Raw genomic sequence first — 12615 nt, forward strand, 5'->3', positions numbered from 1 at the left:
CATTATGAAAATTCATTATATCTCTGAAAACAATAGCGTATTAAATCATTTTTTAAGTCAAATCAGAAATATAAATGTTCAGAACGACAGTATGCGCTTTCGAAGAAATATAGAACGGATTGGTGAAATTATGGCGTATGAACTCAGCAAAAAATTATCCTATAAAAATGTCGAGATTCAAACGCCTCTTGGAATTAAAAAAACGACAGAAATCGAAAACGACTTAGTTTTATGTTCGATTTTAAGGGCTGGATTACCGCTTCATAATGGCTTTCTGAATTATTTTGATCATGCTGAAAACAGCTTTGTTTCGGCCAGCAGGCATCATCCCAATAATGATGATGATTTTGAAATTTTGGTTGAATATCAGGCTGTCTCCAACTTAAATAATAAAACGCTGTTACTGCTTGATCCAATGCTGGCCACAGGTCAGTCTATTGTTGCGGTCCATCAAAAATTAATTCAAAATGCAACTCCAAATGAAATTCATATTGTAGTGGTTATTGCAGCACCGGAAGGAATCGCATTTCTGGAAAAGAATCTTCCTGAAAATTGTCATTTATGGGTTGCTTCTTTAGATGAAAAATTAAACGAGAAAAACTACATTGTGCCCGGACTGGGAGACGCTGGCGATCTTGCTTACGGAAGTAAATTATAGCTGTGAGAAAAAAGTAAATAAACTGCACAAAATAAGTACATAAAATACAATTTCATTTTTTAGTTTTTGCTGCATATATTCTACATGGCTTGATGCCATCATTGTTAGCGGAACAATACTAAACAATAGCAAATCGTTACTTTTATCCGGTGAAACAATATAAACAACAGCAGCTATAAAAAAGTAAGCTACAATTTTTTTATACGATATATGTACAATTTGAGGTCTGTTTGATAAAGTGGTTAACATAGAAACAACAAAAAACAGAGCCACGGCGACATATATAGAAAACGCTCCGTTTTCGTAATTATTCTTGAAATAATCCATTCTTAAATCGACAACCGCACGGTTTTGAATAAATGTTATAGCATCAAAATTAAAAATTAAGGATACCATAAAAAATAACGAAGCAACTGCCAAAAGGGCAATAAAAGGCAAAACCCAGTTTCTGTAATCCCTTGAAACATGGAAAATTATCGATATAAAAACCAATATCAGGAAAAGGATGCACCAAAATTGAAATAAGGATGCAATCAAAATCCAGAAGGAAGCATCAAATATTTTTTCTTTAGAAGCCTTTAATGACTGCAGTGAAATTAATCTGCGAATTGCTAACAACACAAAAAAGTTAGCGTATAATACATTTGGGTTATTAAATATTCCGGGGGAAAATAATATAAATAACAAATAGAAAAATATCGCGTAACCGTTGTCTTTACTAAGTCCGTTTTTTTTAACTATAAAATTTACAAGAAAAAAAGAAGCAAAAATAAAACATAGCAAACTTACTTTCTGGAACGCCAGAAAATAAGAACTTATCAAGGAAGGTTCCTGGATTTGAAACAGAAAAAAGAAAACCAGTATCAAAATTACGACCAAAGAATAATTTAATGGCGTAGATTTTTTAAAAACACTTGTTATCATAAGGATATTTTATACTTTTGTGATTGTAAATATAATACTTGTTTAAAAAGGAAAACCAACAAGTTGAAAAAAGATTCTGTCTTACTGAATTATACCTTCAACGCGTTAAAACAATAATAACATATAATTTTATAAATTATGAAAGCTTTTTTCGAAGGAATACAATCACTTTTTGTTGATTTTTTATTTAAGCCACTTGACTGGTTGCGTGAGTTAGAACTTATTACCTGGTTTGGTGCCAACACAATTAACTGGATTTTTATGATTATCTGTGCATGCGCAATCGTTTATTGGATTAAACAATTACGCATTTTTGATGCAGCCGGAACAGAAAACCAAGATACTACGGCTCACTCTTTTTTTAAATAAAATCTATCCCAAGGAGTTAGAATTATTTTTAAAGCAAATCAAAGCCAATATCTTTTCTAAAATACATCTTATCAAAATTTAGTTTATCTATGTTTTGGTAAGATTTTTTTATGGCCTGTTGGAAATCGTCTCCATAAGATGTTACGGTCAATACACGTCCTCCATTACTAACGACATTATTGCCATCTAATTTTGTTCCGGCATGAAAAACAATAGAATCTGTAATGTTTTCTAAACCTGTAATTACTTTTCCTTTTTCAAAATCTTCCGGGTATCCGCCAGAAACCACCATAATTGTAGTAGCACTTCGTGGATCAACTTCTAATGTAAATTCGTCGAGTTTTTGATTGGCAACTGAAAGGAATAATTCAACCAAATCAGATTTTAATCTTGGTACTACAACCTCCGTTTCGGGATCGCCCATTCTCACATTGTATTCAATAACGATTGGCTCATTTTTTACATTAATCAGACCAATAAATACAAAACCTTTATATTCGATTCCGTCTTTCTGGAAACCTTCAATTGTTGGTTTTACAATGCGTGTTTCAATTTTCTCCATCAAAACAGCATCAACATAAGGAACCGGGGAAACTGCTCCCATTCCACCTGTGTTTAATCCTGTATCGCCTTCGCCAATTCGTTTGTAATCTTTTGCCGTTGGCAGAATTTTATAGCTTTTCCCATCGGTTAAAACAAAACAGCTTAACTCGATTCCGTCCAAAAATTCTTCAATAACCACTTTTGAACTTGCTGCTCCAAATTTTTCGTGAACAAGCATATTTCTTAATTCGGTTTTAGCTTCTTCCAGATCCTGAATAATCAAAACTCCTTTTCCAGCCGCTAAACCATCGGCTTTTAAAACGTATGGAGGTTGTAAAGTTTCAAGAAATGCACATCCTTTCTCCACTGTTTCGGCAGTAAAACTGTCGTAAGCTGCAGTTGGAATGTTATGTTTCATCAGGAATTCTTTGGCAAACTCCTTACTTCCTTCTAATTGAGCCCCTAATTTTGATGGTCCAATTACCGGAATATGGTTTAAACTTTCGTCGTTTTTAAAGTAATCATAAATCCCTTTTACCAACGGATCTTCTGGTCCTACAACCACCATTTTTACATTTTCCTTCAGAACAAATGTTTTTATGGCATCAAAATCGGTTGGAGACATTGCAACATTTGTGGCAATACCGGCAGTTCCCGCATTTCCTGGTGCAACAAAAAGTTTTTCGCAAAGCGGACTCTGAATCATTTTCCATGCAAATGCATGCTCTCTTCCGCCTGATCCCAATAATAAAATTGTCATGTGTTGTTGTATTTAGTTGTGGTGCAAAAATAATTGCTTTTATACGTAAAAAATAATTAAATCTTAAAAAGTTCTCGATTCTTCCTTGTTAGTAATTCGTAAATATTATTTTTGATGAAATTTTTCTTCAAATGATTTCTCTTTTTGACATTTCGCTTCAATTAAATGGTTTTCCAATACAGAAAGCAAAAGCCGATCTGGATGCTATTACGCGTCTTTCAGAAGAAGATTTTTTAGAATTCCTTCAAAAACAAAAAGATCAAATTGTTGCTTTTCATTTAAAGAACAACTCTTTTTATCAGGAATTAACAGGAAATGAAAATGTTTACAATTGGGAAAACCTGCCTGTTTTGAATAAACAAAATCTGCAAAAACCCCTCGAAGAAAGACTTTCAAAAGGGTACACTTTAAAAAATATTTACCTCAACAAAACATCCGGTTCCAGTGGAACTCCTTTTGTTTTTGCTAAAGATAAATATAGTCATGCCTTAACCTGGGCTTCTAATATTATGCGTTTTGGCTGGCACGGAATTGATTTTAATCATTCATATCAGGCTCGTTTTTATGGAATCCCGATGGATTTTATTGGATACCAAAAAGAACGTTTTAAAGATTTTTTGAGTTGTCGTTTTCGATTTCCGGTTTTCGATTTATCTGATGCTGTTCTGGAAAAATTCCTTCTGAAATTCACAACAAAAAAATTCGATTACATTAATGGCTACACAAGCTCGATTGTTTTATTTGCCAAATATTTGGAGCAAAAAGGCATCATTTTGACAGCTATTTGTCCGAGTTTAAAAGTGTGTATTGTTACTTCAGAAATGCTTTTTGAAAGTGATAAAAAACTATTAGAAAATCAATTTGGAATTCCGGTTGTTAATGAATATGGGGCATCTGAACTGGATTTGATCGCCTTTGAAAATACCAAAGGCGAATGGCAAATTAATTCTGAAACCCTTTTTGTTGAGATTTTAGATGAAAATAATCAAGCCCTTCCTTACGGGAAAGAAGGCCGCATTGTAATCACTTCTCTGTTCAATAAAGCGCATCCGTTTATAAGATACGATATTGGCGACATCGGAATTTTAGATGAAAAAAGTACGCCACAGAAACCGATTCTGAAAAAATTAATTGGCAGAACCAATGACGTTGCAATTCTTCCAAGCGGAAAAAAATCACCCGGATTGACATTTTATTATGTAACCAAAAGCATTATTGAAGACGATGGAAACGTAAAAGAATTTATCATCAAACAAACAAAACTTGATGCTTTTGAAATTGAATATGTTGCTGAAAAGGAATTAGATGCAGCACAAATTCAAAAAATTGAAGAAGCAATTGCCTTATATCTTGAGCCGAATTTAAACTTCACTTTTACTCGAAAAATAGTTCTTGAAAGAACGAATCGCGGGAAACTAAAACAATTTAAATCATACTTATAAATACGATCATCAGGCCATAAAAAAAAACCTTTTGAAAAACCAATTTACTATCCTTAAATCCTCTTTATATAATTAGGTTTTATTATCAACTGTGTAAATAAAAACCGCACCATTAACAAAACAGAAAACACAAAATTAAAACCGTGAAATTCTCGATAAACTCCAAAATTGTGTTTTATCAATTTGAATTTTGATGAAGAAATAGAATCTCTCCTGATGCGATAAAAAGCCAAGCTTTCAGGAACAGGTTTTGTCTCCTGAATTTGTTTCAAAATCGTTAGCCACAATCTCCAATCCTGTCTTTTTTGAGTGGATTCGAGGATCATCTTACCAAAATATTCGGCATCATAAATGGCGGTTAAATTTCCAACATAATTGCAAAAGAACAATTGATCGTAAGTTAAATCAATCGGAGCTTCAACTCGTCTATTTAAAGAATTTCCTCCTTCATCAATACAATCATAAAAACTAAAAGTGAATGGCAAATTATTCGCTTTTAAAAACTGAATCTGTTTTTCTAATTTCAAAGGAAACCATAAATCATCAGCATCCAAAAAAGCTATATATTTTCCTGTTGCTTTTTCTAAAGCTACATTTCGGGCAAAACCGTTTCCGGAATTTTGAGATAATTGAGATAATTTGAACCTGGCATCTTTTTTGGCAAAATCATTTATAATTTTTACCGTTTGATCTGTTGACGCATCATCAACCAAAATCATTTCCCAATTTTGATAAGTCTGATTTTGTACAGATTCAATAGTTGCCCGAATGTATTTTTCGGCATTAAATGTTGGCGTTATGATAGAAACTAACTCACTCATCAATACGCTTTTTTATCACCTTTAATAATATGGTAAATCGTGGTTAAAATAATTTTAATATCTAATAGAATGGACCAGTTTTCGATATAAAAAATATCATATTTTACGCGATTTATAATGTCATAGTCTGATTCGATTTCTCCACGAAAACCTTTTATTTGTGCTAAACCTGTAATTCCTGGTTTTATAAAATGCCGTACCATAAATTTATCTACTTTAAGTATATACTCCTGATTATAACTTACCATATGCGGCCTTGGTCCAACTACCGACATATCTCCAAATAAAACATTATAAAACTGAGGCAGTTCATCAATACTGGTTTTTCTAATTATTTTTCCAATTTTGGTAACTCTTGGATCGTTTTTGGAAACCTGATTCAGACAATCGTTGTTATTCATTTCCATTGATCGAAACTTATAACAATTGAATTCTATATTGTTGAGCCCGTTGCGTTTTTGCTTTAATAAAATTGGTCCTTTTGATTCCAGTTTTATTAAAATTCCCAAAATTGGAAGAACCCAGGAAAGAACACCAACAATGATGATGATTGAAAAAATAATGTCGAAAGTCCGCTTCATTATTTTATACAAATTTTCATCCAGACGAATACTTCTTAGTGCTATTACAGGAATGTAATCATAATATTCTAAGGTGAAATTTCGAAAAAATATTTGATTTCCATCAGGAATAAATTTTAATGTCTTCAGATTACTATCAGCAAAATCAATAATTTCGTTCATTTGATTCTGTGATAAGCCAATAATGGAGCAATACATTTCGTCCATTTGTCTATTCAGAACAAACTCAAACATTTCTTCAATATGCACGTCTTTTACTTCTTCAAATTCAAAAACATGAATCAGTTCATATCCATAATCCGGATTCTCGGTAAAAAAATGTTTTAAAGGCGAAATACTGGTTTGATTTCCTAACAGCACAACTCTTCTATGATTTCCCCCAAAAACTACCCGATAGGTTTGAAGAAAATAATAGATTGAAAATTTTATGAATAAGATAAGAATAAATACAAACCATATATAAAACAGTAAGGTTTTAAAACTGGTTTGCTTTGCATAAAAAAAAGCTAAAGCAAAAATTACAAAACCAAATAAACAGGCTTGTTTTAAAGCACAATTTAAAATTGCAATTACTTTTGTATAACGATATACTTCGTAAAAACCTAAATCGGAGGCAATACCAATCCAGCCAATATTTAGTACGATTAAAAATAAAATTTGATCTACAGGAAAATGGGCGATATAAACCGCAAAAAAATTGATAATGAGCAGATCAATTAAATAGGAGAATGGGCGGATGTAACCTGAATATTTTCCTGTTTTTGTCCGCATTATTTTATATAGTTTGAAAAATCTTTATGATCCTCTTTTGAAAGTTCTTCTTTTGAAAGTGATTTAAAATAATCATAGGTAATTTTCATTCCTTCGGCACGGTTTACTTTGGCTTCCCAGCCTAATAATTCCTTTGCCTTCGTTGTGTCTGGCTGGCGTTGTAGGGGATCGTTTATTGGTAATGGCTGATACACTACTTTTTGATTGGTACCCGTAAGTTTTATAATTTCTTCAGCAAAATCCTTGATGGTAATTTCATCCGGATTTCCAATATTTACAGGATACGCATAATCTGAATGTAATAATCTAAAAATTCCCTCTACCTGATCATCAACATAACAAAAAGAACGGGTTTGCATTCCGTCTCCAAAAATAGTTAAATCCTCCCCGCGAAGTGCCTGCCCTATAAAAGCCGGAATCACACGGCCATCATTAAGACGCATTCTTGGTCCATAAGTATTAAAAATACGAACAATTCGGGTTTCTACTCCGTGAAAAGTATGATACGCCATTGTTATTGATTCCTGAAAACGTTTTGCTTCATCATACACCCCGCGTGGTCCAATGGTATTTACATTTCCATAGTATTCTTCGGTTTGTGGATGAACTAAAGGATCTCCATATACTTCAGAGGTGGAAGCTATTAAAATTCTTGCTTTTTTTACGCGGGAAAGGCCTAACAAGTTATGCGTTCCTAAGGATCCTACTTTTAAGGTCTGTATAGGAATTTTTAAATAATCGATTGGACTTGCCGGTGAAGCAAAGTGTAAAATATAATCTAAATCACCTGGAACATGTACAAATTTGGTTATATCGTGATGGTAAAACTCAAAATGCTCTAATTTGAATAAATGCTCAATATTTTTAAGATCTCCTGTTATCAGATTATCCATTCCAATAACATAATAACCCTCTTTAATGAACCTGTCACACAAATGCGATCCTAAAAATCCTGCTGCTCCCGTAATAAGTATTCTTTTCATAGTAATTGGTTTCCAGGAGCAAATTTACTTTTTTCAATTTTATTAAATCAACTTCACATTTATCTTTTTTTCTAATATTGATTAAAATTTGTTAGAGTATTTTTTATTTGGCATTTAAAATTTGTTCCAAAATTTTAATTGTGATCAAATATGTAGGTTTTACACCTGTTGTTCCTAAACCACCAGAAGCTAATGTGCTGCCTGTTTCCAAGGGGTTGTCCGAAGCATAATAAGCATATCTTACCTTTATATCATGTGGCACACTTTTTCTGATTTTTGATGCAGACTGAATTGCTTTTTGGTAATAGGAACCTTCCATTTCTAGTCCAATCACGCCCCAGGTTGATTCGTGAAAAAACTTTAACAATTCCCTGTTTTGTAACGAAGTTCCTAAAACCGTTACCATCGCACCTTCAAAAACAGCAATATCGTTTCCTTCAAACATAGCGCCTGTTAATTCATTTTCAAAGAAATAATTATCCGCTGTACCTTCGTTTATATGTGCTGTCGGAATCATGATATCTCCCTTTCCTCCTTCAAGAATTCCGGCTTTTCCCATTATCGAAACTGATTTCACATTTAATAAAGTCTCTTTTTTATACGGTTTCAAAAGCTCATCAATAGTTTCATATGCCTGTTCTCCAAAAGCATAATCCATTACAATTATAACTGGTTTTTCTTCTTCAAGCTTGGTTTTTGGAAAAGCAGTCTTTGCCCAGTCAATTTTAGCCGTATCAAAAATCTGAACATCAATGTTTGTTCCTGAAGTATCAGGCAACGAAATCATTCCGTTTTTTAAGGCTAATTCTTCTACTATATCTCTGGTTTCTTTAGCTGTTGATTTGCTTAATTCTTCATAAATAAAAAAATCTGTTTTGTCCTTAAATTTTGATTTCAATAAAGGAGTAGCAAAAATAGAATTCATCACACTATGCATATTAGCACTGATGATATGAATTGGCCTTTTTAAAAGATTGTTCGTCTTTAAAACTTCCTTGATATTAGTCGCCCAGATTTCACCGTGAATATGATGCCCCAGACGTTCTCTTAAAACGGGGCTGAAAGTAATGGTTCTTTTATTATTATCAATCATTTCTTCAATGGCCAATTTTCCTAACCAATAAATAACGTGCAAAAAGCGATCCGGAGCATTCTCTGAACCAAAAGCATCGTAAATATCCAAAACCTCTTCAAAAGTTCTGGCTAAAATATTTGCTACGTGCGAAATAGCTTTTTCCTTTTCTATCTGCGTCAGTTTTTTGGTCTGCGTTACAACTAGTTCCAATTTAAGCCAATCGCGTGACAATTCACCGGCATCATCCAATAAAATCCTGTTTTTTATTTTGTGTGATTCGATGAAAATAAATGTCAAATGCGTCAGAATATCGTAGATGTCGGAACGTCCGCGAGTGATCTCAACATTCATTTGTTCTTCATCAATACGATAACAATTTCTTTTCCTTTTTGGGGGAACAATAGACTGAAAATGTGATTTTGAATACCCTTCATCCGAAGTTAAATTGATGAATCGACATTGTTCTATTCCGATAGGAAGACGTTCTATAACATACAAAAGCCCATTAAGTTCTACTTTTTCCTCAGCAATATTTCCATAAATCTCAGGACGTAAAGCCAATAATGATTCACGTAAACTATCGCCGGAAACTCCCATTGGCTTATAAAAACCACGGTTGAATAAATGGCGCATGGTAATGTACATTTTTTCTATTGCCGCAGATGATTCCTGTGCTCTTGATCTTGATATATGTTTGGTTTCTTTCATTCTTTTTATTTTAAAAAATTTTCTCTGGATTGAGATAATTCTATTTTTCGATTAACGAATTGTTTATATTATTTATAATCTTCAAAATTAACATCTACTTTTTGATAATTTTTATTTTCTGATAAAAGTAAATTTATCCTATTGATACATTCCTGATTATCATCTGCCATGATGAAAGCTAAATCCCAAATGTCTTTTGAAATCGAAAAAAAACCAAGATCTGAACTGACTTCAATAAAAATTTCATCACAGAGATCATTAATTTTATCAACTTTGGGATTTATTTCTTTAATGGAATCCAGTAAATCAGTAAGAAAATATTCGTTTTCAACACCACTAAATATTTCAATTAACAAATTCTGAGATTCATATCCCGGTCTTAAATGATATTTGTATTTCATCTGGTAAACTTTTATTTCAAATTATCTACAATATCCCTATTATTAGACAATCTCGGAATTTTATTTTGTCCACCCAATTTTCCCTGTGATTTCATGTATTCCTGAAATCCGTTTTTAGAAACTTTCGTTACCACTACTTTTCTTAAAACATTTCCGGTAATCAAGTCGTCGTAATAAATATTTTGTTTTCTCATTGAATTGTCAATCGCTTCTGCAAAAGTTTCCATTTTTTCAGGTTCGTTTTCAAATTCTACCAGCCATTCGTGATAAGGCAGTCCTCCAGACGGATTAATTTGTGGCGCTACTGTAAATTCATTTATTACAATATTGGTTCCTGCAGTTGCTTCTTTCATTGCATTTTCAACTTCATTGGCAATAACGTGTTCTCCAAAAGCAGAAATATAATGTTTAATTCGCCCGGAAACTATAACACGATGTGGAAACAAAGTTGTAAACTGAATTGTATCACCAATATTATAGCCCCAAAGACCGGCATTGGTAGAAACAATCAAAACATAATTAATACCTAATTCTACCTCCCCAATTGTCAATCTTTTTGGGTTTTCAGTAAAGAATTCATCAGCTTTAATAAATTCGTAGAAAATTCCGGAATTCAGCAATAAAAGCATTCCTTTTTCTTTTTGGGAATCCTGATAGGCAAAAAAACCTTCCGAAGCCGGAAACAACTCAATACTATCTACTTTTTTGCCAATCATCTGTTCAAATTTAGCACGATAAGGCTCATAATTAACACCTCCGTAAATAAACAAGTTAAAGTTTCTGAATATTTCGCTTATTTTTTTTCCGCCACTTTTTTCCTGTAAACGCTCAAAATACATTTGCACCCAGGATGGAATTCCCGAAATCACAGCCATATTCTGATGGATCGTTTCGCCTACAATTGCATTTACTTTGGTGTCCCAATCTTCGATGCAATTGGTTTCCCAGGAAGGCATTCGGTTTTTCTGCAGGTATTTTGGAACAAAATGTGCTGCAATACCAGAAAGTCTTCCAAATTTGATTCCGTACTTTTCAGTCAAAATTGGACTCCCCTGCAAAAAAATCATTTTACCATTTACAAAATCAGCATTACCGGTTTCATGAATATAATGCAAAATAGCATTTCGTGAAGCTTTTATATGGGTAGGCATCGATTCTTTAGTAAGCGGAATATATTTTGCGCCGGAAGTTGTTCCCGAAGTTTTGGCAAAATAAAGCGGTTTTCCTTTCCAGAGAATGTTTTCTTCTCCCAATTTAACTTTGTCTATATAAGATTTTAAATCCTCATAATCGCGAATAGGAACATTTTTTTGAAAATCATCGAATGTTTTTATTTTATCAAAATGATGATGCTTCCCAAACTCTGTTTCTTTGGCATTTTGAATCAAACCTTTAAAAACTTCTAATTGGGTTTCAATCGGTTTATGTGCCCAGGATCGCGTTTGATTATATATTTTATGGGCGAAAATTTTTGCTGCTATTGATTTAATAGACATTTTTAAAGATATTATTTTTTGTCGCTTTTATTTTTATTTTTTTTGTCACTCCCTGACTCCTTCTCGATATTGTCAACTTCTTCCCTCAGTTTAATTTCTTCCTCAGAAGCCTTCATATTTACGTCAGCAAGTGGTTCATCGGCTTCAGCCAAAATCGAATCCTTATTGAATTTTGCATATTCTAATTCGCCGTTTAATACTTTCTGAATTCCTTTTATATAGGCTTCGTTTTTCTTTAATGCCATTTCTAATGAGTCAGATTTTATGGCTAATTCCGTTGCGTTTCTTTTTAATTGTGAAGAAGAATAACCCGGAATAAATTCACGTAATGGGGTAAAAGCAATAATGAAAGTAGTAACCAAAATTAGAAATATACCACCTAAAGTAAATGTAACAAATACATTCATTAAAGTAAGTCTGAACGAAAAAATCTCTTCAAAAGTATCTTCATTCAAAATTACCAAACGATTTTTGATAAATAATTTCTTTCTGAAATTCTTTTTCTTTTTTTTAGTCATTATGGTTATTTATACGAGCAAATATAGTAATTAATAGTATTGATGACGCCTGACAAAAATGATCAAATACACTAATTTAATTATTTTATAAAATATTTAACGCAGTCAGAAACAAATATTTTAATCCAAAAACTCTTGTTCTTCGTATATTCTATATACATTTGCAACATAACTTTATATAAATTTGCTTCGGCATTAATTTTACTATCATGGGAAGATTTGGCGTAACAGAAATCCTTATTATATTAGCAGTTGTTTTATTACTTTTTGGAGGTAAAAAAATTCCGGAATTGATGAAAGGTTTAGGAAGCGGAATTAAAGAATTTAAAAACGCAGCTAAAGACGATAATACTCAGCCTGCTGTAAAAAAGGAAGAGGAAGAAATTAAATAATAAATTACTCCATACTAAATCCCAAATTACAATTATATAATTGTGGTTTGGGATTTTTTTTGTCACAATTTTTAAGAGAAAATTATCTTATCATATTTAATTACTGTAAGTATTTTCCTTAAAAAAAATTAATTCAACTCATAAAATAAGGGATTATTGTAAATTTTAACAAA

The 12615-nt window shown here is 32.4% G+C and carries 13 protein-coding genes; 4 read left to right on the forward strand and 9 right to left on the reverse strand.

Annotation, left to right across the window (positions count from 1 at the left end; all coding sequences use genetic code 11):
* Nucleotides 1-4 precede the first annotated feature (4 nt).
* Entirely contained in the window at nucleotides 5-658 is a 654-nt protein-coding gene (upp, locus tag J2W48_RS02820) for a uracil phosphoribosyltransferase (protein WP_310277742.1), read from the forward strand.
* Here upp and J2W48_RS02825 read toward each other — a convergent pair.
* On the reverse strand, nucleotides 653-1582 hold the full coding sequence (locus tag J2W48_RS02825; RefSeq protein WP_310277746.1) for a DUF6427 family protein: 930 nt from the start codon (nucleotides 1580-1582) through the stop codon (nucleotides 653-655). The two genes, upp and J2W48_RS02825, sit on opposite strands and share 6 nt — an antisense overlap.
* A gap of 138 nt (nucleotides 1583-1720) precedes the next feature.
* On the opposite strand from J2W48_RS02825, the gene J2W48_RS02830 reads away from it, so the two are divergent.
* Nucleotides 1721-1951: a DUF6341 family protein gene (locus J2W48_RS02830; RefSeq protein ID WP_310277750.1), complete on the forward strand. Its 231-nt coding sequence runs from the start codon at nucleotides 1721-1723 to the stop codon at nucleotides 1949-1951.
* 28 nt (nucleotides 1952-1979) lie between these two features.
* On the opposite strand, the gene purD is transcribed toward J2W48_RS02830, so the two are convergent.
* Nucleotides 1980-3254 (reverse strand): phosphoribosylamine--glycine ligase, encoded by a 1275-nt coding sequence (gene purD, locus J2W48_RS02835; protein WP_310277755.1) that lies wholly within the window; start codon nucleotides 3252-3254, stop codon nucleotides 1980-1982.
* Nucleotides 3255-3385: 131 nt separating this feature from the next.
* Here purD and J2W48_RS02840 point away from each other — a divergent pair, with 131 nt between their 5' ends.
* A complete protein-coding gene (locus J2W48_RS02840; protein ID WP_310277758.1) occupies nucleotides 3386-4696 on the forward strand; it encodes a phenylacetate--CoA ligase family protein in 1311 nt (436 codons plus the stop codon).
* Nucleotides 4697-4749: 53 nt separating this feature from the next.
* Here the strand turns inward: J2W48_RS02840 and J2W48_RS02845 are convergent, their stop codons facing one another.
* The 7 genes from J2W48_RS02845 to J2W48_RS02875 all read right to left on the reverse strand — a co-directional run bounded on the left by J2W48_RS02845 (nucleotide 4750) and on the right by J2W48_RS02875 (nucleotide 12050).
* Nucleotides 4750-5517, reverse strand: coding sequence for a glycosyltransferase family 2 protein (locus tag J2W48_RS02845; protein ID WP_310277760.1), 768 nt, complete (start codon nucleotides 5515-5517; stop codon nucleotides 4750-4752).
* The gene (locus tag J2W48_RS02850; RefSeq protein WP_310277763.1) at nucleotides 5517-6869 is read right to left on the reverse strand and encodes an exopolysaccharide biosynthesis polyprenyl glycosylphosphotransferase; all 1353 of its coding nucleotides are present in this window, start codon (nucleotides 6867-6869) and stop codon (nucleotides 5517-5519) included. Before J2W48_RS02850 ends, J2W48_RS02845 begins: the two co-directional genes overlap by 1 nt.
* Nucleotides 6869-7852, reverse strand: coding sequence for a UDP-glucuronic acid decarboxylase family protein (locus J2W48_RS02855; protein ID WP_310277766.1), 984 nt, complete (start codon nucleotides 7850-7852; stop codon nucleotides 6869-6871). The genes J2W48_RS02850 and J2W48_RS02855 overlap by 1 nt, the downstream gene beginning before the upstream one ends.
* Nucleotides 7853-7955: 103 nt before the next feature.
* The gene (locus J2W48_RS02860) at nucleotides 7956-9635 is read right to left on the reverse strand and encodes a DUF6909 family protein (RefSeq protein ID WP_310277769.1); all 1680 of its coding nucleotides are present in this window, start codon (nucleotides 9633-9635) and stop codon (nucleotides 7956-7958) included.
* 68 nt (nucleotides 9636-9703) lie between these two features.
* Nucleotides 9704-10036 (reverse strand): hypothetical protein, encoded by a 333-nt coding sequence (locus J2W48_RS02865; protein WP_310277771.1) that lies wholly within the window; start codon nucleotides 10034-10036, stop codon nucleotides 9704-9706.
* An 11-nt stretch (nucleotides 10037-10047) separates the two neighbouring features.
* Nucleotides 10048-11532, reverse strand: coding sequence for a GH3 auxin-responsive promoter family protein (locus J2W48_RS02870; RefSeq protein WP_310277774.1), 1485 nt, complete (start codon nucleotides 11530-11532; stop codon nucleotides 10048-10050).
* 11 nt (nucleotides 11533-11543) lie between these two features.
* Nucleotides 11544-12050 (reverse strand): peptidase, encoded by a 507-nt coding sequence (locus tag J2W48_RS02875; RefSeq protein ID WP_310277776.1) that lies wholly within the window; start codon nucleotides 12048-12050, stop codon nucleotides 11544-11546.
* Between the two features lie 209 nt (nucleotides 12051-12259).
* Here J2W48_RS02875 and J2W48_RS02880 point away from each other — a divergent pair, with 209 nt between their 5' ends.
* Entirely contained in the window at nucleotides 12260-12442 is a 183-nt protein-coding gene (locus tag J2W48_RS02880; RefSeq protein WP_310277779.1) for a Sec-independent protein translocase subunit TatA/TatB, read from the forward strand.
* The last annotated feature ends 173 nt before the right edge of the window (nucleotides 12443-12615 follow it).

The sequence above is a fragment of the Flavobacterium piscis genome (assembly GCF_031457575.1).
Classification (GTDB): Bacteria; Bacteroidota; Bacteroidia; order Flavobacteriales; family Flavobacteriaceae; genus Flavobacterium; species Flavobacterium piscis_A.

Excerpts from the sequence above, each read along its gene's own strand:
- upp (WP_310277742.1), top strand. The coding sequence starts at position 5 with ATGAAAATTCATTATATCTCTGAAAACAATAGCGTATTAAATCATTTT.
- J2W48_RS02825 (WP_310277746.1), bottom strand. The coding sequence starts at position 1,582 with ATGATAACAAGTGTTTTTAAAAAATCTACGCCATTAAATTATTCTTTG.
- J2W48_RS02830 (WP_310277750.1), top strand. The coding sequence starts at position 1,721 with ATGAAAGCTTTTTTCGAAGGAATACAATCACTTTTTGTTGATTTTTTA.
- purD (WP_310277755.1), bottom strand. The coding sequence starts at position 3,254 with ATGACAATTTTATTATTGGGATCAGGCGGAAGAGAGCATGCATTTGCA.
- J2W48_RS02840 (WP_310277758.1), top strand. The coding sequence starts at position 3,386 with ATGATTTCTCTTTTTGACATTTCGCTTCAATTAAATGGTTTTCCAATA.
- J2W48_RS02845 (WP_310277760.1), bottom strand. The coding sequence starts at position 5,517 with ATGAGTGAGTTAGTTTCTATCATAACGCCAACATTTAATGCCGAAAAA.
- J2W48_RS02850 (WP_310277763.1), bottom strand. The coding sequence starts at position 6,869 with ATGCGGACAAAAACAGGAAAATATTCAGGTTACATCCGCCCATTCTCC.
- J2W48_RS02855 (WP_310277766.1), bottom strand. The coding sequence starts at position 7,852 with ATGAAAAGAATACTTATTACGGGAGCAGCAGGATTTTTAGGATCGCAT.
- J2W48_RS02860 (WP_310277769.1), bottom strand. The coding sequence starts at position 9,635 with ATGAAAGAAACCAAACATATATCAAGATCAAGAGCACAGGAATCATCT.
- J2W48_RS02865 (WP_310277771.1), bottom strand. The coding sequence starts at position 10,036 with ATGAAATACAAATATCATTTAAGACCGGGATATGAATCTCAGAATTTG.
- J2W48_RS02870 (WP_310277774.1), bottom strand. The coding sequence starts at position 11,532 with ATGTCTATTAAATCAATAGCAGCAAAAATTTTCGCCCATAAAATATAT.
- J2W48_RS02875 (WP_310277776.1), bottom strand. The coding sequence starts at position 12,050 with ATGACTAAAAAAAAGAAAAAGAATTTCAGAAAGAAATTATTTATCAAA.
- J2W48_RS02880 (WP_310277779.1), top strand. The coding sequence starts at position 12,260 with ATGGGAAGATTTGGCGTAACAGAAATCCTTATTATATTAGCAGTTGTT.